The organism is Clostridium pascui (assembly GCF_016908015.1).
In the GTDB taxonomy this organism is placed as follows: domain Bacteria; phylum Bacillota; class Clostridia; order Clostridiales; family Clostridiaceae; genus Clostridium_AK; species Clostridium_AK pascui.
Genome location: NZ_JAFBDB010000002.1, coordinates 662086 through 686639 on the forward strand (window position 1 = coordinate 662086; position 24554 = coordinate 686639).

The window sequence follows — 24554 nt, forward strand, 5'->3', positions numbered from 1 at the left end:
TCTAAATAGCAATATATTCAGAAGGAGGAAAATTCCTTGAAAATTAAGATGCAAGATAAAAAAGTGTATGGGTCCTTATTCATATTATGTATATTTATTATTTTTTTAATTGTAGGATATAAAGTTTCTAACGGCAACAAACCTGTTAATAATCAAGATATATTTGAAGAAGAGGCAATAGAAGATAAAGATAAAGGTGGTAATATAATAGTATATGTAAATGGAGAAATAAAAAATCCTGGAGTATATACACTTAAGGAAAATAGCAGAGTTGAAAATGTAATAGAAGCTGCAGGGGGATTTACTGAAAAAGCTGATAAAGAAAAAATAAATTTAGCTAAGAAATTAAAGGACGAAGATTATATACTAATAAGTAAAAGGGGAGATGAATCGAGTAATAATATATCAAATAAAGAAACAAAAGCTAAAGAAGAACCTTCATCTAAAAAGTCTGATAAAGTGAATTTAAATACTGCAACTAAAGAAGAACTAAAAACCATCCCGGGAGTAGGTGACGTAACTGCACAAAGAATAATAGATTATAGAGAGGAAAAGGGAAGTTTTAGTTCTATTGAAGAGCTAAAAAATGTAGAACGAATCGGTGATAAGACATTTGAGAAAATAAAAGAATATGTAGATGTCATGTAATTGTCTAAAGCAAATCGTTGATATATAATTAAACTAAATTACACTAAGCTAAATTATAAAGAAAGAAGGTGTCTTGGCGTGGACATAAAAAGACTTACTGAGATGTCAGCTCATTCTGGATGAGCGGCTAAGATAGGCCCAGAAACTCTTTCGAGTATCTTAGGTAGGCTGCCTAAGATGAAAGATGAAAATTTATTAGTAGGAATTGAGACTTCAGATGATGCTGCTGTTTATAAGATAAATGAAGATACTGCTTTAATACAAACTTTAGACTTTTTTACTCCAGTTGTAGATGACCCTTATACATATGGTCAAATTGCAGCATGTAACTCTTTAAGTGATGTATATGCTATGGGAGGTAAGCCAACAATAGCTTTAAACATAGTAGGCTTCCCAAGCTGTCTTCCGATAGAAATGTTAGGTGAAATACTTCGAGGGGGAGCAGAAAAGGTAATAGAGGCAGGGGCAGTTGTAGTAGGTGGACACTCCATTGAAGATAATGAGCCTAAGTATGGGTTATCTGTTACAGGAATTGTACATCCAAATAAAATACTTAAAAACTATGGAGCAAACGAGGGGGATATATTGATTCTTACAAAACCCTTAGGAACAGGAATAATGAATACTGCAATAAAGGCCAATATTGCCACCGAACGTGGATATGATGAAGCGGTGAAAATAATGACAACTTTAAATAAATATGCAGCAGATATTATATTAAAATATGAGATAAGTGCTTGTACTGATGTAACTGGATTTGGACTTATGGGACATAGTTATGAGATGGCTTCTTCTTCAGAGGTGTCCTTTCAAATATATAAGGATTTAATTCCATATATCGAAGAAGCAAAGGAACATGCTAACATTGGAATGATTCCAGCAGGAACTTATAAAAATAAGAATTATTTAAAGGATAAGTATGCGCTTAATGAAGTTTCAGAATGGATGGAGGATATTTTATTCGATCCTCAAACTTCAGGAGGGCTTTTAATATCTTTAGACAGTAAATATGGAAAAAGTATTATGGAGGAATTATCTAAGTTGGAATTAGAAAGTTCCATCATAGGAAAAGTAGTTAAAAAGCAAGAAAAAACAATAATAGTTGAATAGTTATATAGGTGAATACGTGGATAGGTGAATTTATGAATAAGAATGCTTTATTGAGAAATCTCCCTAAAATAGATGAAGTTCTTAAGGAAGATAGATTAAATTATGCTTTAAATAATAGTTGTAGAATCATAGTCTTAGAAGCTACAAGAAAAGTTATAGACAGCTATAGAGAGAAATTATTAACAAAAGAGATTGAAGACTATAGTAAAGAAGAAATTATAGAAGAAATCTTAAAAGAAATAAATAACAAATCTCTAAGCAATTTAAGAAAAGTAATAAATGCTACAGGAGTAATTATTCATACAAATCTTGGTAGGTCCATTTTATGCAAAGAAGCTATTAAAAATGTAATGAATGTAAGTGAAAGCTACTCTAATTTAGAATATAATGTTGAAAAAGGCTCAAGAGGAACAAGGTACGAGCATATAGAAGAACTGATTACTAAACTGACTGGATCAGAGGCAGCATTAGTTGTAAATAACAATGCTGCAGCTGTTATGCTTGCATTAAATACATTATGTAATGATAAGGAAGCTATAGTTTCCAGGGGAGAGTTAGTTGAAATAGGTGGGTCTTTTAGAGTGCCAGATGTTATGAAATTTAGTGGAGCAAAACTTGTAGATGTGGGAACTACTAATAGGACACATTTATATGATTATGAAAATTATATAAATGAAAACACAGGAGTGCTTTTAAAGGTACATACTTCTAATTTTAAAATATTAGGGTTCACAGAAAGTGTACCCTTAGAAGAAATGGCAAGACTAGGAGATAAATACAACATACCTGTTATGGAGGACATAGGAAGTGGTACCTTAATAGATTTTTCCAAGTATGGATTAAGTTATGAGCCTACAGTTCAAGAAAGTATAAAGAAGGGTATAGATATAGTAACTTTCAGTGGAGATAAGATGCTTGGCGGACCCCAAGCAGGAATAATAGTAGGAAAAAAGAAATACATAGATGAAATGAAAAAAAATCAGTTAACAAGGGCTTTAAGAATAGATAAAATGACACTTGCGGCTCTTGAAGGAACTTTAAAAATGTATCAAGATGAAAATTTAGCAGTAGAGCAGATACCTACGTTATATATGATACTAAGTGATAAAAAAATACATGAAAAAAGAGCTTATAAATTATTAGAAATGTTTAAAAAAGAGCTAGATAGCAGTTGGGAAATAAAAGTAGATAGGGATTATTCCATGGTCGGAGGCGGCTCAATGCCAGAGGAAAAGATAAGTACTTATGTTGTTAAAATTAAAAACGCTATTTATAAGCCAATACAATTAGAGGGAATGCTAAGGAAAAATGAACCGCCTATAATTATTCGTATAAGTAGAGATGAAATTATAATGGATTTAAGAACTATTTATGATAAAGACTTTGAAATAATAGTAGAAGCTTTAAAAGATAAATAACTTTATAAAATAAAAAGGAGAGGGGGGCATGAATGAAACATATTGTAATTGGAACGGCAGGACATATAGATCATGGCAAAACTACTCTTATTAAAGCGTTAACAGGTAAAGATACAGACAGATTGAAGGAAGAAAAACAAAGAGGGATATCCATAGATTTAGGATTTACTTTTTTTGATTTGCCGTCGGGCAATAGGGCAGGTATAGTTGATGTTCCAGGACATGAGAGATTTATAAAGAATATGCTTGCAGGAGTTCAAGGAATAGATATAGTTTTAATGGTTATTGCAGCAGATGAAGGGGTGATGCCACAAACCATTGAACATCTTCAAATACTAAGAATTTTAGGAATAAAAAAGGGATTGATAGTCGTCACTAAATGTAGAAAAGTTGATAGGGAATGGCTAGAAGAAATTAAGTTGGATATTAGAGAAAAGTTCAAGAATACATTTTTAGAAGATGTTGGTATACATGAAGTAGATTCGATCACAGGAGCAGGGTTAAAGGAACTTGTTATATCTTTAGATAAAGCTTCAGCTGAAGTAGCGGAAAAAAATATAAGTGGTCATTTTAGAATGCCTGTTGACAGAGTGTTTTCTATAAGCGGTATAGGAACAGTAGTAACAGGAACCATTTTAAATGGAAGTATAAACGAAGGAGATACTATTGAAGTATATACTAAAGGGGCTACAAGCAAAGCTCGCAGTATACAGGTGTATGATCAAAGTGTGAAAGTAGCAGAAAGTGGAGAGAGGTGTGCATTAAATCTTTCTGGAATTAAAACTTCAGAAGTTAAAAGAGGAGATATAATAGCTGAGATACATTCACTAAATCCTTCGTTTATAATAGACTGCAAATTCAACTATCTTAAAAGTAATGAAAAGCCACTTAAAAATAATCAAAGAGTAAAAATTTATCATGGTACATCCGAAATAATAGGAAGAGTAAGTATTTTAGATAAAGAAGAAATTATTCCAGGAGAAGAAGCGTATGTACAAATAAGGCTTGAGGAGAAAATTGCATGTAAAAGGGAAGATAAATTTGTAATAAGAAACTATTCTCCAATGGTGACTTTAGGGGGAGGAACAATAATTGAACCATTAGCTAAGAAGGCAAAGAGATATAATGAAAGTTATATAAATGAATTGATTATAAAGGAAAAGGGAGAAAATAAGGACATATTAGAAAAGCTTATAGAAAGCTTAAGTGATGATTTTCCAACTGAAAATGAATTGTTGAAATATCTTTCAATAAGTAAAGATGAATTTAGCAGTCAAATAAAATTTTCGTTAGAAGACAAAAAAATATTTAATATATTATTAGATAATGGAGAAGTATATGTTCACAATAATTTTTTACAAGATAGATTAAATAAAATGGTTCACGAATTAGAATTATTTCATGGTAGGAATCCTTTGAGGCCGGGTATGGATAAGGAAGAGCTAAAAAGTAAAATATTTAAACAGGGTGTAAAATCTAAAATATATGATTATATACTTTGTTATGGTATAGAACAAGACTTAATTAGAAAGAATGACAATCACATATCTTTAAAAGAATTTAATATAAAATATACTGAAGCACAAAATAAGATTAGAAATCATATCATAATAGAATATAAAAAAGATTTGTTTAATCCTCCAAAATATAGTGATTTAATAAAATTTGAAAAAAGTATACAAGATTTTGAGAAAATATATAATTTACTAATAGAATCAAGATATCTTATAAAACTTCCAGAAGAAGTTGTTTTAAGTATTGAGGCAGTGAATCAAGCTAAAGACAAACTTATAAGTTATATTGAAAAAAGTGGTAATATTAATGTAGGAATTCTTAGGGATGAATTAAAAACTAATAGAAAAGTGGCAGTTGCCCTTTTAGAGTATTTTGATGAAATTAAATTAACTAAAAGAGTAGAAAATACAAGAATACTATTTTAAAGTTGATATTGACTTACTATACTATTTAATTTAAAATATATCTATCTTGGGGGTAGATAAGTGCTGGTGTGCTTACTGGTCTTCAACACTATGTTGCCGTGCTAATACCACGACGGGTGGGTTCGATTCCCACATACTCCCACCAAATAAATTGTATTGAAGCGTTTAACTGATTTAATTAATTGGTTAAGCGCCTTTTATTTGATAAGCCATGAATTCAATTGGTTTTTATGCGATACAATTGTTCATTTGTATATTTATAAAAAATTAATAATAAAAAATGACATTGTGGTTATAATAATTATTGTACGATAACCTCTTCATTTTTAATTTCCCGCGTAATGCGGGATTTTTTGTCTAAAAATATGAAAAAACAGGAGGGAAAAGAGATATGCATAAAGAAAGTAAAAAAAGAAATGGAAGAGAAAATAAAGATTATAACAAAAACGGTGGAAGACCTGAAATAATATCTGATGACGAAATTAAGAAAAATCCTATAAAAGGGGCAAAATAGCAACTAGGTACTAGGTACTAGGTTTTGTATAAGTAAAATTTCATATTTCCTAGTACCTAAAACCTTAGTTCTAATTTACATAGCTGATTGTCAAATAAAAAGGAAATTAGTTTTTAATGTAGAATATATATTAATCTAGGAGATAAAAATAGTACAAATTTTTTGCTAAGAAGGGAGCAATATATATGGAAAAAGGAATTGTATTTAATTATGGAGATTCAGAACAGTTTATTGATTATAATCCAGGGGACAAGTTTGAATTTAAGTTTCCAAATGGAGCTATATTTTTTGCAACAAGCAATGAAGGTATGGTTTTTTGCAATAAAATAAACATATTTAAAGAAGAAATAGGAACACAAATACATACAAAAATAGGTTTGTACAATAATGAAAGTTTATTAGGTTTCTTTTTTGTAGATGCAGAGAAAAAAATAAACATAATATTATCATCAGATGATACTGTATTTAAAGGAGTATTTATATATAACGCGTATTAAAAAAAGCTGTCTTAATAAAGACAGCTTTTTAACAATTTGCACATATGCAATTTGTTAATCTGTTAACATTATTTTCAATAAATGGTAGAAAACAAATGGTTTATCTGGTAAAATATATAAATAAAATATCTCAATAAACTAACATCACGAATTCTAACGAAATCAGGGATTTCTTTAAGTTATGTAATTATGTAAGCAAATATGTTAAATTAAAACATCAGGGGGGATAAAGGTGCGTAAAAAGGAAATTGTGGCAATGATATTAGCGGGTGGACAAGGTACGAGATTGGGGAATTTAACAAAAGAAAATGCAAAACCAGCTGTTCCTTTTGGAGGTAAGTATAGAATAATAGATTTTACCTTAAGCAATTGTTCAAATTCAGGTATTTATACAGTTGGAATACCTACACAATATCAACCACTTATTTTAAATTCTCATATAGGAATAGGAAGTCCTTGGGACTTAGATAGGGCTAATGGAGGAGTTGTATTATTACCACCTTACCAAACTAAGACAGGTGGCGATTGGTATAAAGGTACTGCAAATGCTATTTATCAAAATATAGGATTTATAGATCAGTATGATCCGGAGTATGCCCTTATATTGTCAGGAGATCATATATATAAGATGGATTATTCTAAAATGTTGGATTTCCATAAGGAAAAGGGAGCAGATGCAACAATTGCAGTTATAGAAGTTCCATATGAGGAAGCAAGTAGATTTGGAATTATGAATACAGATGAAAATGATAATATATATGAATTTCAAGAAAAGCCTAAAGAGCCTAAAAGCAACTTAGCATCCATGGGAATATATATATTCAATTGGAGTAAATTGAAACAATTTTTGCAAGAAGATGAAAAGGACAAATTATCTTCAAATGATTTTGGTAAAAATATAATTCCTAAAATGCTTGGTGAGAATGAAAAACTTTGTGCATATAGATTTAATGGTTACTGGAAAGATGTGGGAACTATTGAAAGTTACTGGCAAGCTAATATGGATTTAATAAAGGATGATATAGATTTTAATATATATGATAATTCATGGAAGATATATTCAGTAAATCCAGTAAGGCCACCTCAATATATTTCTTCAGAGGCTTCTATAAAAAATTCACTTATAACAGAAGGATGTTATATATATGGTGAAGTTGTTAATTCGATAATATTTCCAGGTGTATATATAGAAAAGGGAAGTAGAATAGAAAACTCCGTAATAATGTCTAATGTTCATATAGGAAAAAACTCTACAGTTAAAAAAGCAGTAATAGGAGATAATGTGAAAATTTTAGATGACTCAAATATTGGCGATGGACAAGAAATTGCTGTGATAAGTTTTGAGGAATAACTATCCTAAAGGAGTGAAAGATATGCTTAAAGATTATATGGGGATTTTAAGTTTAGATGAAAATGAGGATAATATAAGACCTCTTACTTTTGGAAGACCATTAGCTTCCATACCAATAGGTGGTAGATATAGAATTATAGATTTTATATTATCAAATATGGTTAATTCAGGAATAGATAATATAGGTATATTTACGAAAACCAAGTCTCGTTCCCTTTTAGATCATTTAGGTTCTGGTAAACCTTGGGACTTAGATAGAAAAATAAATGGATTGTTTGTATTCAACTTTGGTCCTATTGCATCCTATGATGGAGATGTAGATTCCTTAAAAAATAATATGGAATATTTTACAAGAAGTAAACAAAATTATGTAATCCTAGCATCCTCTAATATGATATGTAATATTGATTTTAGTAAGGCAGCACGATATCACGAGGAGTCAGGTAAAGAGGTAACATTTGTGTATAAAAAGGTGCAAGATGGAAGAAGGAATTTTATAGGGACAGATGTTATAAATTTAGAAAGGGATAATAGAATAGTAAGTATAGGGAAAAATATAGGCAAAGAAGATAATCTTAATATATTTATGGGCATAATGATTATGAAAAAGGAATTTGTAGTTGAGATAATTCAAACTTGTCTCCAAACAGGTTGCGCTAAGAATATTAAGGATTATATAAAAAACAATCTTAAAAATATAACCACTAATGCGTATGAATTTAATGGGTACTTACAGTGCATAAATTCGGTAAATGCATATTTTAAAGCTAGTATGGATATGCTGGACGAAAAAATAAGCAGAGAACTTTTTTATGAAAATGGACTTATATATACAAAGGTAAAGGATGAAGCACCAACAAAATATGGTGAAAATGCAGAAGTGTCGAATTCACTAATAGCTAATGGATGTATAATAAATGGTAAAGTAAGAAATAGTGTAATTGCTAGAAGAGTAAAGATACACAAAGGGGCACAGATTGAAAATTGCATAATCATGCAAGGTGCGGAAATTCATGAAAATGTAAAACTTAAAAATGTAATAATAGATAAGAATAATATAATCGAAAAGAAGAAAGAATTAAGAGGAGATAAGGAATTTCCAATAGTTATAGAAAAAAGATCTTTATACTAGGGAGTGTAGCATTATGAAAGTATTATTTGTAACATCAGAAGCTCACCCGTTTTTTAAAACGGGGGGGCTCGCCGATGTAGCGTTTGCTTTACCTAAAGCATTAAGAGCTCTAGGAATAGATGTAAGGGTTATCATGCCAAAGTACAGTGATATAAGTGAATGCTATAAAAATAACATTGTAACTCTTAAGGAATTTAATATAAATTTAGGATGGAGAAATCAGTATGGAGGACTTCAATATACGGAAGAAGAGGATATACCTTTTTATTTTATAGATAATGAGTATTATTTTAAGAGAAAAGGTGCTTATGGATATGATGATGATGGAGAAAGGTTTTGTTATTTTTCTAAGGCAGTACTTGAAAGTATAAGGTACATGAATGACTTTAAACCTCATATAATTCATAATAATGATTGGCATACTGCAATTATTCCAGTGCTTTTAAAAGAAAACTATATTAAGGATCAGTTATATACTAGTATACAAACTATACTTACTATACACAATTTAAGATATCAAGGGGTGTTTTCTAAAGAATTTTTAGGAGATTTACTTCCCCTTGGAGAAGAGTGTTTTGTAGAAAATAAGCTTAAATATTATGATGCGATATCTTTTATGAAAGGCGGCATAGTGTACTCAGATAGAGTGACTACGGTAAGTGAAACCTATGCTAAGGAGGTGCAAACACCTTTTTATGGAGAAGGTCTTGACGGACTTTTGAATAAAGTAAGTTATAAGTTAAGTGGGATAGTAAATGGTATAGATTATGATATATATAATCCTAAAAAAGATAAGGATATATATTTAAATTATAGTGAAGAAAGCATAGTAAATAAAAAGAAAAATAAAGAAATGCTTCAACAGCAGTTAGGATTACCAGTAAACAAAGATATTCCTATGATTGGTATAATATCTAGGCTTGTAGATCAAAAGGGATTTGATTTAATATCAGAAGTAATGGATGATATAATGAACTTGGATTTACAAATTGTTATATTAGGTACTGGCGATAATAAGTATGAAAAAATGTTTAAATATTACGCAGAAAAATATCCAACTAAAATATCCTGTAATATATACTTTAGCAATGATTTATCTAAAAAGATATATGCAGCATCAGATTTGTTTTTAATGCCTTCTTTATTTGAACCCTGTGGGATAGGGCAGCTTATTGCAATGAAATATGGAACTCTTCCTATAGTAAGGGAAACGGGAGGGCTTAGAGATACAGTGATACCATATAATGAATATACAGGAAAAGGTAATGGATTTTCTTTTACTAATTATAATGCAAAGGATATGTTATATACTATAGAAAGAGCTATAAATTTTTATAAAGATAGATCAGTATTCAATAATATAGTAAGAAATGCTATGAGAACAGATAATAGCTGGAATAGCTCAGCGTACAAATATATAGAACTTTATGATGATCTTTTGTGGAATAAATAAAATTGCAAGGAAGTTTTTGTTTAGTAACTAGTGACTAGTAACCAGTGGCTAGAAAGTGTAGTTTTGCTATGCAAAATGTTCATAACTGGTTACTGGTTCCTAGAAGCTGATTACTAAAAAATGCTTTGCATTTTTTAGTGGGGTGATTTAAATGATAATAGGTACTGGAGAAGTATACTTACAGGCAAATTGGGTTCATTCCTTAAAGGAAAAGAGAATGATAGTACAAAGTTTAATAAAAAGAGTTCAAAACAAGTTTAATGTTTCTATTGCTGAAGTAGATAATCAAGATAAACATCAAATTGTTACTTTAGGAATTTCTTGTGTAAGTAATTCAACTGCACATGCAAATGAGGTAATACAACATGTAATTAATTTTATAGAATCAAATACAGATGCAGTGTTAATTGACTTTCACATAGAAATAATTTAAAATTTGTTTAACAATAAAATAATTAAGTTGAAATTTAAAATGAAAACATCTCAATATAAATTGGGATGTTATTAATTTTTTCAATAAATTATCGATAATATGACTATAATAATACCATTATATGGAGGAAACACAGTGTTATGAATTGGTACAACAAAAGTTGGAATGATGTAATAACAGAGCTTAAAAGTGATGTTGATGAAGGATTGAATATTACTGAAGTAGAGGAAATCAATAAGGAGAATGGTGGGAATATAATTAAAATACCTAAAAGTAATAGTTTTTTTAATATTTCATTAAAGCAAATATTTGAACCTTGGTCAATGATTATGCTCTTATCTTTTAGTATATATTTATATTTTAATAAGTGGATAGAAATGTTTCCATTTATAATTATGTTTCTCATAAGTATAGGAATTTTAAGTATATTCAAGTACAAGGAAGGAAATGAGTTATTAGAATTTAAAAAACTAGAAGCTTTTAAATGTAAAGTAATAAGGGATGGAAAAGAAGAGATAGTTTTATCAGAGGAATTAGTTAATGGTGATATAGTAATATTAAATAAAAATGAAATAGTTCCAGCAGATATTAGAATTATAGAAGCATACTCCTTAAAGGTAAAGGAAGGGGCAATAACAGGAGAAGGTGGTTTAGTAGAAAAATACTCTACAATGATAGAGGAAAGAGAAATACCACTAAGTGAAATGAGAAATATACTTTTTAAATCATCCGTTATTATAGATGGATATGCTAAGGGTATAGTAATTTCAACTGGTATACATACAAAAATAAGTGAAATAATTTCAGCAAGTTTTAAAGCACGAGATAATAAGGCTTCTTTTATAAATACTCTAAAGAAGATTGTTAACCAATTTGTGTTATATGTTTTATATATAAATTTCATGTTTTTGTTAATAAGAATTCTAGTTTTAAAAAAATCTATCACTAACTCGTTAATTTTATTTGCCAATACAAATTTTGCAGGAATTCCAATTAGTTTAATATTTATATTTATAATTATAATTTCATTTGCGCAAGAACATTTTAATAAGTGGAATATAAATTTAAAAGATATATCTGTTATAGAAAAGCTTTCTATAACAAATTTGATATTGAAGGAAAAGGTAGGAGCTTTTTCAGAAGAGTATGTAAATGTAGAAAAAGTTTATACAAACAATACTTTAATACATCATAAAGATATAGATAACTATTATGATAAAGATGAAAGTCATATGATTAAAAGGCTATTACATATTGGAATATTGTGTAATGATACTAAATTTATAGATGATAATTATGTAAATGAAAAGATGGATTTATCAGAAATTGAACTTGTGAGATTTTCTCTTCAATTTGGTATAAAGAAACATGTTCTAGAGGATAAATATAAAACGTTGTATAAAATTCCGTATGATAAAGAAAGAAGAATGATGACTACCATAAATTACATAGATGGAAATTATAGAGCTCATGTTAAAGGATCAGTTAATTCAGTTTTATCCACCTGTACACATATATTAAAAAATGGCATAGAAAGAGAAGTAACTGATGAGGAGATACGTAATATAAAAAATATGCATAGGATTATGTCTACTCAAGGTCTTGCTGTTACTGCATTTGCCTATAGAAATTTCAACTATGAACCGAGCCTTAAGGAAAATATAGAAAGTAATCTTGTATTTGTAGGCATTATAGGATTTTTAAATCCACCGAAAGAAAATATAGAGGAAGTTTTAAGAGAGTTTAATTTATTAAATATAAAGCCAATTTTAATTACAGAAGAAAATAAATTAACAGCGGAGGCATTTGGCAAAGAAATAGGAATTATAAACAATATTAAAAAGTCATTAACAGGAGCAGAACTTGATAATATAACCTTAGAAGAGCTAAAAAGAATACTGAATAAAATAAATGTATTCTCAAGGATAAGTGTAAAACATAAATTAAAAATAGCAGAGCATTTTAAAGAAAATAATTTGATATTTATGGAAGGAAGCAAAGTTTCAGACCTTCCATACCTAATGCTTAGCAATGTATCTTATTCCTATGGAAAAAGTAATATACTAAAGAACATATGTGACATGTCAGGAGAAAAAATATCATTAGAAACTCTTTTGAATATAGTTAAAAGTTCTCGTAAAATGATAAATAAAATAAATAGTACAATAGAATATCTATTTACTATGTACACTTGCAATGTACTAAGTATTATTTTGTTGGATTTGCTCAACTATAGTATTGGAATTAATTTAATAGATATATTTTGGACAAGTTTTTTAACCATATCTATAGGTGGACTTTGTGTATTTTTAGATTTTCTTAATGAAGAAGATATTCATTACGGAAATCTCTTGGATAAAAATATTTTAAAAGACAATAAAGTTAATTTCTTTTTAATAGGAATACTTATAAATGCATTGTTGGGTGTGATTATTTACATATTACTAAGACAAAATTTTCAGTATATGATGTTGATAGTGAATTTAGTGAACAATATAATATTTGCAGTTTATTCATTAAAATTCTTTAAGTTTAATCCATTTAAAAATAGTATTTGTAGAAATATATTTATTTTGAACTTAATACTACAAATGTTATACATAGGAATAAAATATTACCATAATCTGATTAGTATGGTTAGCTCATAATATACTTTATCTCATATAATGAATTATAAAAATATAATAATTCACTATATGGGAGGGAAATGTATGGAGTTTAGTTATAAAGGAGTTGCTCTTATTCCGATAATAACTTTTTTAGTAGATGTGCTTAAAAGTTTAGGGTTAAAGCCTAGATATGCTCCTTTTGCATGCTTAGTACTTGGAATATTATTTGGTATGTTTTTTTTAGAATGTAGAGATATAAGGGAAAATATACTTCAAGGAATACTAATGGGAACTAGCGCTACTGGATTATATTCTAATGGTAGACGAGCTAGTAATACAATGAAGGATATAAAAAATAAAAGAGAAAACAAGAATAAAGAATCATGATAAAATGATTAAACCTCCATATTAATGGCCAAAATTTAGTGTGGAGGTGTATTTTTGTTATGGAATATTTAATTGTATACTACTCCATGGCACTATTAATTGGATGTTTTACAGCATACTTAATCAATTTCAATATGCTTTATGCTATGATTTGTATCATATGCTTTCTAGTAGTAATGTACTTTACTATGTCTAAAAAATTTTTTTGTTTGAATATAGCCTTTTTTATGTGTGGCTTTTTAAGCTTTAACTTTTACTTTAACTTTTATCGTGTTAATAATACAGAAGTAAGAATTTTAGAAGTTAAGGGAGATACTGCTTTAGGCTCTGTAAGTGGAAGAAATATTTTGCTTAAGGGAGATATTAAAGATTTGAAAGTTGGCTATAAAACCTTTATTACTGGAAGCTTTAAAAAGCAGAATATATATGAAAGAGGTATTATAGGAATTTATGATATAAAGAGTTATAAGATTCGTGAGGAAGATTTGAAATCTTTATCTTATAGATTAAAGGAACAGATTAACAAGTCCTTAGCTGTGTCATTAACAGAAAATGAAGCAGCTCTTACTAGATCATTAAGTTTTGGGGATACAAGCCTTCTTTCAGAGGAACAAAAATTAACATTTAAAAAGCTAGGGGTTGTGCATGCAGTAAGTGTTTCAGGCCTTCATATATCTATAATATATAAAGCAGTGGAAGGGATAGCAGGTGCTTATTTAGGAGTTCTTATATCTTTATTATATGTATTATTTTCAGGAAGCAAGTCCTCGGCATTTAGAGCATTTATAATGATCTTAATTTTAAAATTATCTAAAAAGATATATAAAAATTATAGTGGAATTTGCGCATTAAGTTTTGCATTTATGCTGTTGTTATTTGCTAAACCTTATTATTTTATGGATATGGGATTTTGCCTATCTTTCCTAGCAACACTTGGAATTATTCTGTATTATTCTAATCTCCAAAGAGCCCTCTACAGGCTTCCAGATGTGCTAATAAGTCCTTTGAGTTTAACTTTAAGTGCACAAATATTTACCCTGCCGTATCTTGGACTTAGTATGGGAAACTTTAACTGGAGCTTTATTGCAGGCAATATATTTCTCATACCTATATATTCTGTATTAGTTATACTTGGAAACTTAGGTATTTTGTTTTTATGGTTACCTAGTGTATTTAAGCTTATTTGTTACGGTATAAAAGTAATTTGTATGGCTCTTGAAGGAGGGTATTATTTACTTCTGAACGGAACATCTCTAACTACAAATTTTGGACAAAGAGAAGCTATATGTTTTTTTATAATATATTTAAGTTTTGTAATGATAAAGTATGGATATAAGAAATTTAAATTTATTCCAATATTTATAGTTATAAGTTTAATTTTTAGTTATTGCACATTGTTTCCTGAAATAAATATTATAAAATTTAAGGACATAGAAGCAATAATAATTAAGGATAAGTTCAATTCTACTATGGCCATTTCATATCCTACAACTGAAGGGAAATATGTAATTAAGCTTGAAGAATATTATAATATACACGATATAGTAAGTTATACATATAAAGATATACCCTTATCTTATAAATTGAAGGATTTAAAAATAAGTAACAGTATAAATGACAATATAATAAAACTTAAAAATCAGAGTAATAAACATGGTAAGAAAAATATTTATTATCACTATGATATAATAGATAAAGATGTAATAAAGGTATCTACTTATAAAATATTTTTTGGAAGACCTATTAATTGGAGGTGGGATAAAATTTGATAGATATGTCTAAGTTAGATGATCAAATAAAAAAAGATGAATTTCACAATTGCTATATATTTTGTGGATATGATGAAGAACTTATTAAAGAAAAAATAAATGGAATAGTAAGTAAAAACATAGATGGAAATTTTATGGATTTAAATTATGTAAAGTTTGATGGGAACAAGCTAGAAAGTTTTGATGTAGTTATAAATGCATCAGAAACATTACCATTTATGGGTGATAAAAAAGTTGTATTAGTATATAGAGCGAGTTTTCTTGAAGATGGTGAGGAGACTGCAAAAAAATCCATATACAATAGTTTTGAGGCATATATAAAGAATGTACCTAGTTCTTGCATATTAATTCTTTATTATGTGTTTAAGGATAAGAGAGAAAAGCCTAGTAAAAAACTAAATAAATTAGATAAAAATTCATGTGTAGTTAAAATGGATAAGATTTATGGAAGAAGTTTAGAATCAAAGGTAAAGGAATTTTTTGAAAAAAGAGGTAGGAATATAGGTAGCGCAGAGTTAAAGCTTTTTTGTTCAAATCTGCCTAGCGATCTAGGAATAGTGGAAAATGAAATAGAAAAGTTATGCTGTTATGCCATGGATAGAGAAATAACAAAAGATGATATTTTGCAATTATACCCCAAGAAAAGGGAGAATGATATATTTGATTTGGTTGACTATATGGGAGATAAAAAATTAAAAGAAACCATAGATGTAGTAAACGAGCTGATGTTTAAGGGGCAGGAGGAAGTTTACATATTATATATGATTGAAAGACAACTTAAGCTTTTATATAAAATAAAGCACAGTATAGATAATGGAAAGAGTAGAGCTACACTAGGCACAGAATTAAAGCTGCCGCCTTTTATTGTAGATAAGTTAGTTTTACAAAGCAAGAAATTTACGGCAAGGCAATTAAAAGAAGCTATTAAAATATGCTTAAATTCTGAACAGTTAATTAAAAGTTCTACAGTAGATAAAAGAACAGAATTAGAATTACTTATAATAAACGCTATAACTTTGAAATAAAATAAACCGGTGAAATTCACCGGTTCTTTTATTATGCATTTAAAGCATTTAATTTTGCAGCTAATCTTGATTTAGCTCTAGCAGCTTTGTTTTTATGTAGAACACCTTTACTAGCAGCCATATCTAAAGCTTTAGTTGTAGCTCTAAATTCTACTTTTGCTTCTTCAGCGTTTCCAGCAGTAACAGCAACTAAAAACTTCTTCATTGTAGTTTTTAGAGCAGACTTAACCATTCTATTTTGCATAGTTTTCTTTTCAATAACTTTTATTCTTTTTTGTGCTGATTTTATATTTGCCATTTCTTTTCACCCCCTTGTATTTTAATAGGGTCTCAGCAGTTTTTGGGGAAATCTGCGTATGAGTTTCACTTTATTAACAAATGCTATTATAGCATTTATTTTTGTGTACTTCAAGTATAATTTAACTTTTATTTATGAATATGAGATACATGCAAGGGAATAATAGGATTAAAATATTAGGTATAGAAAGGAAGAAATGCTATGCTAAATATAAGAACGGACTTGGCGGTAGAAGCAAAAGAGATATATGAGGAACAGAATAAAGGTAAAATTCCAGGTGTTGAAGTAAAAGATTATGTTGAAAAAGATATAAAAGTTACAGAAGTAAGTATCTTAGATGATGTAGGAGAAAAGATCATGAATAAGCCTAAGGGTAAGTATATAACCTTAGAAATACCAGAGGTCACAACTTATGATCAAGAGGGATTAGAAGAAATAAGTAAGGTTTTTGCAAAAGTATTGTCAAGTTTAGTGAAACTAGATGAAAGTATGACAACCATGGTAGTAGGGCTTGGTAATTGGAATATTACACCAGATGCATTGGGGCCTAGAGTTGTAGAGAAAATTATGGTTACAAGACACTTAAAACAGTTAATTCCAGATCAAATAGATGAAGGAATAAGACCAGTATGCGCGTTAGCTCCAGGAGTGTTAGGACTTACTGGAATGGAAACAGGCGAAATAATAAAAGCTGTATCACAAAAAATAAAACCTAATTTAATAATATGCATAGATGCATTGGCTTCGAGAAGACTTGAAAGGGTAAATAGAACTATACAAATAGGGAATACAGGGATTTCACCAGGATCTGGTATAGGAAATAAGAGAATGGAGATAAGTGAGAGAGCATTAGGAATACCTGTCATAGCTATAGGAGTGCCTACTGTTGTGGATGCAGCAACTATTGCAAATGATAGTATAGATATGGTATTAGATGAAATGATACGTGGAGCAACTCAAGGCGGGAAGTTTTATAGTATGTTAAAATCTATAGATAGAACTGAAAAAGAAAGAATGATACAGGAACTTTTGAGACCTTATGTTGGAAGTTTAGTTGTAACTCCTAAGGATGTAGATATGGTAATAGATTCGGTATCAAAGGTATTATCAGCAGGAATAAATATAGCTCTTCAACCAGCTCTTGAACTAAAAGAAATAAATCAATATATAAATTAATAGTCTAAAACTAGCCCTTGCCTCATATATATAGTATATAATTTTACATAAGAGGTGAGGGCTATGGATATTAAAGAGCCAAAAGAGAAAAATATTCTAAGTTACTATAAGGTAAATAATCGTCAAAATTTAAAATTTATATTTGCTATCTTTTCTTTTATAGCAAGCGTTATTTTAATACTTCCTTTTGCAGTAAAAGCAACCTCAGGGGGAGCAATTTCAAGGCAAAATACTTTTTATATACAAGTACTTAATAATGCTATGCCAATAGTTAAGACTTCAATTTTTAATGAAGAGGATTTAGCTGAAGGAGGATTTTCTATAAAAAAAGAAGTGCTTAGTGTATTTAATATAGATTTAAACAATCCTCTAGCTTTAGTTCTTAGAGAAATTCCTTCCATGTATCAAGAAGGTGAAGAAGGAGAAAATCATGAAAAAAGTGTAATATTTAATCCGTTTAAGTTAAGTGAAAAGGATATATCTATTGAGCAAGAACAAAAATTGGACTTGCCTGATAAAACAGTGGGGGTATATAATCCTAAACTTAAAAAAACGTTAAATAAAGCAAAACCAGAAGTGTTGATTTATCATACCCATACTACTGAAAGTTTTGCTGGCATTGGGAAAGATAGTCTTCAATCAGATAAAAATATATGTGCAGCAGGTGATGCATTGGCTAAGGAATTAGAAGAAAATTACGGTATATCTGTTATTCACGATAAGACCGTTCATAATGCAGCATCATATACTGAAAGCTATGCTAGGTCAGGACCTACTGTAGATAAATATTTAAAGAAATATGGAGACTTTAAACTTATAATAGATTTACATAGAGATTCAGTAGAAAATAAGAAGGCTGTTACTACAAGGATGAATGGAGAAGACGTAACTAAAATAATGTTTGTTATGGCTAAGAAAAGTCCCAGATATAAGAATAATTTAGCAGTAGTAAATAACTTAGTACAAATATCTGATAGCTTATTTCCAGGTTATTGTAGAGGTATATATGACTATAACTATGGAACTAAATATTTTCATCAAAATAAGAGTGATAATGCAGTGCTTATAGAGATGGGATCGTATGTAAATACTATTCAAGAGGCTAAAGATTCTACTAAATATCTAGGAAGAATTATTGCAGAACATATTAATGGTAAAAAGTGAATAAAAGATATATAAAAGGACATCCTTATATAATGAAATATAGTATAGGGGTGTTTTTTTATTATGAAAAAAAGATATATAGTTATAATTTTAATGGCTATATTTATAATATTTTTAGGTTTTATAGTTGTATCAAATAATACACCTAAGTTTATAAAAAATAATTCTCCATTCAAAATTTATTTTACAGCCAAACCTTTTGATTTTAAAATAGAAACAAAGAAATATGTATTTTATGTAAATAAAAAAGCTAGTGAAAATATAAAATCAAGTACATATAACTTATGTGATAGCTTAAATGACAAGATAAGTTATGTTGTAAGTAAATTAGAGGATGCTTCAAATGTAATTAAAGGAAGCTTAATAGAAGTTTTAAAAAGCATGCCAATACTTAATATTATTGTTATAAAACCTTTAATTCAACATAATTATTGACAGTCCCCCTTTTGGTTGTGCTATAATTTACAGTGAATTATTCTACATTGGAGGGTACGTTGATGCAAAGTGAAAGACAAAAGCATATTAGAAATTTTTCTATAGTAGCGCATATAGATCATGGTAAATCAACTCTTGCAGATAGATTGCTAGAAAAGACAGGAACTCTTACGGAAAGAGAAATGGATGAGCAAACATTAGATACAATGGAACTTGAGAAAGAAAGAGGAATTACAATAAAATCTCAAGCTGCAAGACTTGTATATAAGAGAGAAAATGGAGAAGAATACATACTTAACTTAATAGATACTCCAGGCCATGTGGATTTTAACTATGAGGTATCTAGAAGCCTGGCAGCTTGTGAAGGAGCAATTCTTATAGTAGATGCTACTCAAGGGATACAAGCACAAACTTTAGCAAATTGCTATCTTGCTTTAGATAATAACTTAGAAATAGTGCCGGTAATAAATAAAATAGATCTACCAAGTGCAAGACCAGATGAAATTAAAAAAGAAATAGAAGATGTAATAGGATTAGATGCCCATGATGCACCTCTAGTATCTGCTAAGACAGGGTTAAATATACAAGACGTATTGGAAGCGGTTGTGGAAAAGGTACCTGCACCTGAAGGAGATGAAGATGCTCCGTTGAAGGCACTTATATTTGATTCCTATTATGATACTTATAAGGGTGTAGTATGCCATATAAGATTGAAGGATGGAAACATAAAGGCTGGAACTAAGATAAAATTTATGGCTACAGGTAAAGTGTATGATGTAACAGAAGTAGGAGTATTTGTACCGCAGTATATGAAAATGGAGGAACTTGGAGCAGGGGATGTTGGATACTTTACAGCTTCTATAAAAAATGTTAGAGATGCACGTGTGGGTGATACAATTACATTAGCAAACAATCCAACTAAGGAAGCAATGCAAGGATACAGGCCTGCCATTCCTATGGTGTTTAGTGGTATATATCCTGTAGATGGAGCAAAATATGATGAGTTAAAGGAAGCTTTGGAAAAACTTCAAATCAATGATGCAGCATTATCCTTTGAACCTGAAACATCCATTGCACTAGGATTTGGATTTAGATGTGGATTCTTGGGATTACTTCATATGGATATTATACAAGAAAGAATAGAAAGAGAATTTAACTTAGATATTATAACTACTGCACCATCTGTTGTATATAAAATAATAAAAACTGATGGGACAGAGTTAGAAATAACTAATCCTACTAATTTACCTGATGCAACAGAAATAGATTATATGGAAGAGCCTGTGGTTAAGGCATCTATAATAACGCCTTCTGAATATGTAGGGGCAATTATGGATTTATCTCAAACAAGAAGAGGAACATTTAAGGATATGCAATACCTTGAAACTACAAGAGTAGTTTTAAATTACGATATTCCTTTAAATGAAATAATATATGATTTCTTTGATGCTTTAAAATCAAGAAGTAGAGGATATGCTTCCTTGGATTATGAAATTAAAGGATATCAAAGAACCGAACTTGTTAAACTTGATATACTTTTAAATGGGGATATAGTTGATGCATTATCAATGATAGTACCTCAAGAGAGGGCATATGCAAGAGGAAGAGGTATAGCTGAAAAATTAAAGGAAATTATACCAAGACAGATGTTTGAAATCCCAATACAAGCAGCAGTAGGCTCTAAGGTGCTTGCAAGAGAAACTGTTAAAGCATTAAGAAAAGATGTACTTGCTAAATGTTATGGTGGAGATATTTCCAGAAAGAAAAAGCTTTTAGAGAAGCAAAAAGAAGGTAAAAAGAGAATGAGACAAGTGGGAAGTGTTGAAGTTCCTCAAGAAGCCTTCATGTCTATTTTAAAAACGGAAGAATAGAAAATTGCTACATTTTAAGATAATGTTGAACCTACGGTATGGGTTCTGCATTTGTAGAAAGCATTGAACAAGTAATTAGGAGCTCTTTATTTATCAATTTAAAGCACCGTTAAGAATTTTATACTGTCTGAACGACAGCGAGTTTATAAAATTCAGGTGGTTTAAATTGATAAATATTAGAGCTCCTTTGCGCAGTAAACTGATTTCTTAAATGCAGAATCTATATGGAAGATTCAACATTAAAAATGCCGTATTATTTCTAAAGGGAGCTGATTAAAAATGAAAAAAGAACTTTCATTATACATACATATACCTTTTTGTAAACAAAAGTGTCTTTATTGTGATTTCCCATCCTATTGTGGAGAAGAAACCTTAATGGATTCTTATGTGGATGCTTTATGTACAGAACTTGATGATTTAGGAGATTATAAATTTAACACTATATTTATTGGAGGTGGAACTCCATCTCATTTAGATATAAGACATTGGGAAAAATTGAAGTATAGTATAGATAAGTTAGATAAGAGTGATGACTTAGAATTTTCTGTAGAAGTAAATCCAGGTACTGTAAGTAAAGAAAAACTTTGTAGGTTTAAGGAAATGGGCGTTAATAGATTAAGTATAGGACTTCAAGCATGGCAAAATGAGCTACTGCAAGGTATTGGAAGAATACATAAATTAAAAGACTTCTTGGAAACATATAAGGAGGCAAGAAAGCTTCATTTTGATAATATAAATATAGATTTAATGTTTGGTCTCCCAAATCAAACGTTAGAACAAATAGGTGAAACATTAGTGGAAATAATTAAATTAAATCCTGAGCATATATCATGCTATAGTTTAATAATTGAAGAAGGGACTCCGTTTTATACTAAGTATGAAAATGATGAATTGACTTTACCAAGTGAAGAAGTAGAGAGAGAAATGTATTCAAAGATTAAAAATAAACTACATGAAAATGGATATAATCAATATGAAATATCAAATTTCTCAAAGCCTGGAAAAGAATGCATACATAATTTGGTGTATTGGAATTTAGATGAGTATATTGGCTGTGGAGCATTTGCTCATTCATATATAAATCATAACAGATATAAAAATGTAGAAAGTATAAAAGAGTATATAAAAAAAATAAATAATAATGAGGAAGTTAAGCTAGAGATTAATCATAATACTTTAAAAGATGATATGGAAGAATTTATGTTTATGGGCCTCCGAAAAATAAATGGAGTAGATATAAATGAATTTCAAAAGAGATTTAATAAAAATATATACCAAGTTTATGGAAAAATAATAGATAAATATTTAAAAGATAAATTACTTATATTAGAAGATAATAAATTATATCTATCCCCTAGAGGAATAGAGGTTTCGAATATGATTATGAGTGATTTTATATTAACTGTTTAAAATGAAATTAATAAGTATTAGTAATAAAGAAGAGATTTTGAAAGAAATATAGTTAAAAATTAATTTATAAGGGATAATTACCTATATTTCTTTAATATTTAAAATTAAATTAATTTGACAAATGATTTCGATAATGATATTTTTTAATCATAGCAGTTAGCACTCAACAGGAGTGAGTGCTAATAAAAGAGGTGATATTATGGAAATGGATGAGAGAAAAATAAAAATACTTCAGGCTATAATACTTGATTACATAGATACAGCAGAGCCTGTAGGTTCCAGGACCATAGCTAAAAAGTATGATCTAGGTATAAGTTCTGCTACCATAAGAAATGAAATGGCTGATCTTGAGGAAATGGGATATTTAGAGCAACTTCATAGTTCTTCAGGAAGAAAGCCTTCTGACAAAGGATACAGGTTATATGTAGATAAATTAATGCAGGTTTCGCGTGTAACCTATGAAGAAGAAGAATTTATAAAAAAGCATATAATAAAATCTACACTACACGAAATAGATAAGGTAATAAAAGAAGCATCATATTTACTTGCGGAACTTACAAGACTTACATCAGTAGTAAAAGCACCATCATTTAGAAAAGGCAAGATTAAATCTATACAACTTATACACATTGATAACAATAATATCCTATCAGTAATTGTGATAGATACAGGAATAATAAAAAACAATTTAATAAGGATGACAAAGTCTATAGATACAGAATTATTAGTTAAAATTAATAATTTATTAAATATAAGATTAAGTAATTTAAATATAGAAGAAATTAATATAGAAGTTATAGATAATTTAAAAAATGATTTATTTGGGTATGAAGAGATATTTAATTCTATTATGCCAGTTATATATGAAAGTTTAAATAGTATGGGGTCTTCTGATATTTATTTTGAAGGAACTACTAATATATTTCATTACCCTGAATATAACGACATACAAAGAGCTAAGGAGTTCTTATCATTAATTGATAATAAGAAGAAAATAAATGATTTAATAAATTCTACTGAAAGTATGGATATTAAAATTGGAGGAGAAAACTTTTTGGAAGATGCTAAGGAGTGCAGCATAGTCTCTGCAGTTTATAGCATTGGAGGGCGTCCGTTGGGCTCTATAGGAGTGATAGGACCAACAAGAATGCCTTATGATAAGGTTATCTCTATTTTAGCAGCAGTTGTGAATGAATTAAATAAAACCCTTACAGATGACTATATAAGATAAATTAGGTTTAAATTACCTTAATATAAAAGTAAGAAACGGAGGCAGTCAAATGGAAGAAATTAAAAAAGAGGATTTTAATAATGAAGATAAGGTATTTTCAGAAGATATGAAAATAGATGAATCCTTAGAAGAAGCTGAAATAAAAGAAGATAAGGAATTTGAGGAAATTGACGAAGAATTTGAAGGGGAAAGTATAGAAGAATTGAAAGAAAAGAATTCTAACATTTTAAATGAGAATAATAAATTAAGTAGTGAATTAGAAACATTCAAAGAAAGACTTTTAAGAACAATAGCAGAATATGATAATTACAGAAAAAGAACTTCTAAAGAAAAAGAAGGAATATATACAGATGCTTGCAGCGATGTTTTAAAATATATGCTTCCAGTACTTGATAATTTAGAAAGAGCTGTAAGTGCTGAGGGAAGTTTTGAAGATTTAAAGAAGGGTGTTGAAATGACACTAAAGCAATTTAAAGGATCACTTGAAAAGCTAGGTGTGGATGAAATCAGTATAGATAATGGATTTGACCCTAATTATCATGAAGCTGTAATGCATATACAAGACGAGAATTATGGCAATAATGAAATAGTTGAAGTATTTCAAAAGGGATATAAAAGAGGAGACAAAGTAATAAGACACAGCATGGTAAAAGTTGTTAATTAAAATTTAAATAGAAATTCTA

The 24554-nt window shown here is 29.1% G+C and carries 22 protein-coding genes and 1 tRNA gene; 22 read left to right on the forward strand and 1 reads right to left on the reverse strand.

The features are described 5' to 3' along the window. Positions 1–48 precede the first annotated feature (48 nt). From JOC70_RS08260 to holA, 15 genes are all read left to right on the forward strand, one after another. On the forward strand, positions 49–648 hold the full coding sequence (locus tag JOC70_RS08260) for a helix-hairpin-helix domain-containing protein (RefSeq protein ID WP_204598515.1): 600 nt from the start codon (positions 49–51) through the stop codon (positions 646–648). Between the two features lie 102 nt (positions 649–750). Beyond that, on the forward strand, positions 751–1758 hold the full coding sequence (gene selD / locus JOC70_RS08265) for a selenide, water dikinase SelD (RefSeq protein ID WP_207755274.1): 1008 nt from the start codon (positions 751–753) through the stop codon (positions 1756–1758). Positions 1759–1790: 32 nt separating this feature from the next. Further along, positions 1791–3176, forward strand: coding sequence for an L-seryl-tRNA(Sec) selenium transferase (selA, locus tag JOC70_RS08270; RefSeq protein ID WP_204598394.1), 1386 nt, complete (start codon positions 1791–1793; stop codon positions 3174–3176). A gap of 32 nt (positions 3177–3208) precedes the next feature. After that, complete coding sequence (selB, locus tag JOC70_RS08275) at positions 3209–5116, forward strand: selenocysteine-specific translation elongation factor (RefSeq protein ID WP_204598395.1); 1908 nt, start codon at positions 3209–3211, stop codon at positions 5114–5116. Between the two features lie 48 nt (positions 5117–5164). Next, a tRNA-Sec gene (locus tag JOC70_RS08280) sits at positions 5165–5261 on the forward strand. Positions 5262–5507: 246 nt separating this feature from the next. After that, a complete protein-coding gene (locus JOC70_RS19395) occupies positions 5508–5630 on the forward strand; it encodes a hypothetical protein (RefSeq protein WP_279381240.1) in 123 nt (40 codons plus the stop codon). Positions 5631–5815: 185 nt separating this feature from the next. After that, on the forward strand, positions 5816–6127 hold the full coding sequence (locus tag JOC70_RS08285; RefSeq protein WP_204598396.1) for a hypothetical protein: 312 nt from the start codon (positions 5816–5818) through the stop codon (positions 6125–6127). A gap of 232 nt (positions 6128–6359) precedes the next feature. Then, positions 6360–7478, forward strand: coding sequence for a glucose-1-phosphate adenylyltransferase (locus tag JOC70_RS08290; RefSeq protein ID WP_204598397.1), 1119 nt, complete (start codon positions 6360–6362; stop codon positions 7476–7478). 22 nt (positions 7479–7500) lie between these two features. Then, a complete protein-coding gene (glgD, locus tag JOC70_RS08295; protein WP_204598398.1) occupies positions 7501–8610 on the forward strand; it encodes a glucose-1-phosphate adenylyltransferase subunit GlgD in 1110 nt (369 codons plus the stop codon). A gap of 13 nt (positions 8611–8623) precedes the next feature. Next, the gene (glgA, locus tag JOC70_RS08300) at positions 8624–10063 is read left to right on the forward strand and encodes a glycogen synthase GlgA (RefSeq protein WP_204598399.1); all 1440 of its coding nucleotides are present in this window, start codon (positions 8624–8626) and stop codon (positions 10061–10063) included. Between the two features lie 151 nt (positions 10064–10214). Next, complete coding sequence (locus JOC70_RS08305) at positions 10215–10496, forward strand: DUF503 domain-containing protein (protein WP_204598400.1); 282 nt, start codon at positions 10215–10217, stop codon at positions 10494–10496. A 140-nt stretch (positions 10497–10636) separates the two neighbouring features. After that, positions 10637–13144 carry a P-type ATPase actuator domain-containing protein gene (locus JOC70_RS08310; RefSeq protein ID WP_204598401.1) on the forward strand — a complete coding sequence of 836 codons (2508 nt, stop codon included), beginning with the start codon at positions 10637–10639 and terminating at the stop codon, positions 13142–13144. A 63-nt stretch (positions 13145–13207) separates the two neighbouring features. Beyond that, positions 13208–13492 (forward strand): hypothetical protein, encoded by a 285-nt coding sequence (locus tag JOC70_RS08315; RefSeq protein WP_204598402.1) that lies wholly within the window; start codon positions 13208–13210, stop codon positions 13490–13492. Between the two features lie 59 nt (positions 13493–13551). Further along, a complete protein-coding gene (locus JOC70_RS08320; RefSeq protein WP_204598403.1) occupies positions 13552–15261 on the forward strand; it encodes a ComEC/Rec2 family competence protein in 1710 nt (569 codons plus the stop codon). A 5-nt stretch (positions 15262–15266) separates the two neighbouring features. Next, positions 15267–16286, forward strand: coding sequence for a DNA polymerase III subunit delta (holA, locus tag JOC70_RS08325; protein ID WP_243429085.1), 1020 nt, complete (start codon positions 15267–15269; stop codon positions 16284–16286). A 31-nt stretch (positions 16287–16317) separates the two neighbouring features. Here the strand turns inward: holA and rpsT are convergent, their stop codons facing one another. Then, positions 16318–16584, reverse strand: coding sequence for a 30S ribosomal protein S20 (gene rpsT, locus JOC70_RS08330; protein WP_204598405.1), 267 nt, complete (start codon positions 16582–16584; stop codon positions 16318–16320). A 201-nt stretch (positions 16585–16785) separates the two neighbouring features. On the opposite strand from rpsT, the gene gpr reads away from it, so the two are divergent. From gpr to grpE, 7 genes are all read left to right on the forward strand, one after another. Further along, positions 16786–17760, forward strand: coding sequence for a GPR endopeptidase (gene gpr / locus JOC70_RS08335; RefSeq protein ID WP_204598406.1), 975 nt, complete (start codon positions 16786–16788; stop codon positions 17758–17760). Between the two features lie 63 nt (positions 17761–17823). Beyond that, a complete protein-coding gene (locus JOC70_RS08340) occupies positions 17824–18924 on the forward strand; it encodes a stage II sporulation protein P (protein ID WP_204598407.1) in 1101 nt (366 codons plus the stop codon). Positions 18925–18987: 63 nt separating this feature from the next. Beyond that, a complete protein-coding gene (locus JOC70_RS08345) occupies positions 18988–19359 on the forward strand; it encodes a hypothetical protein (protein WP_204598408.1) in 372 nt (123 codons plus the stop codon). 62 nt (positions 19360–19421) lie between these two features. Further along, positions 19422–21230, forward strand: coding sequence for a translation elongation factor 4 (lepA, locus tag JOC70_RS08350; RefSeq protein WP_204598409.1), 1809 nt, complete (start codon positions 19422–19424; stop codon positions 21228–21230). A gap of 279 nt (positions 21231–21509) precedes the next feature. Continuing rightward, positions 21510–22640 (forward strand): radical SAM family heme chaperone HemW, encoded by a 1131-nt coding sequence (gene hemW / locus JOC70_RS08355; RefSeq protein WP_204598410.1) that lies wholly within the window; start codon positions 21510–21512, stop codon positions 22638–22640. Positions 22641–22845: 205 nt separating this feature from the next. Next, positions 22846–23871 carry a heat-inducible transcriptional repressor HrcA gene (gene hrcA / locus JOC70_RS08360; protein WP_204598516.1) on the forward strand — a complete coding sequence of 342 codons (1026 nt, stop codon included), beginning with the start codon at positions 22846–22848 and terminating at the stop codon, positions 23869–23871. Between the two features lie 49 nt (positions 23872–23920). Further along, complete coding sequence (grpE, locus tag JOC70_RS08365; RefSeq protein ID WP_204598411.1) at positions 23921–24535, forward strand: nucleotide exchange factor GrpE; 615 nt, start codon at positions 23921–23923, stop codon at positions 24533–24535. The last annotated feature ends 19 nt before the right edge of the window (positions 24536–24554 follow it).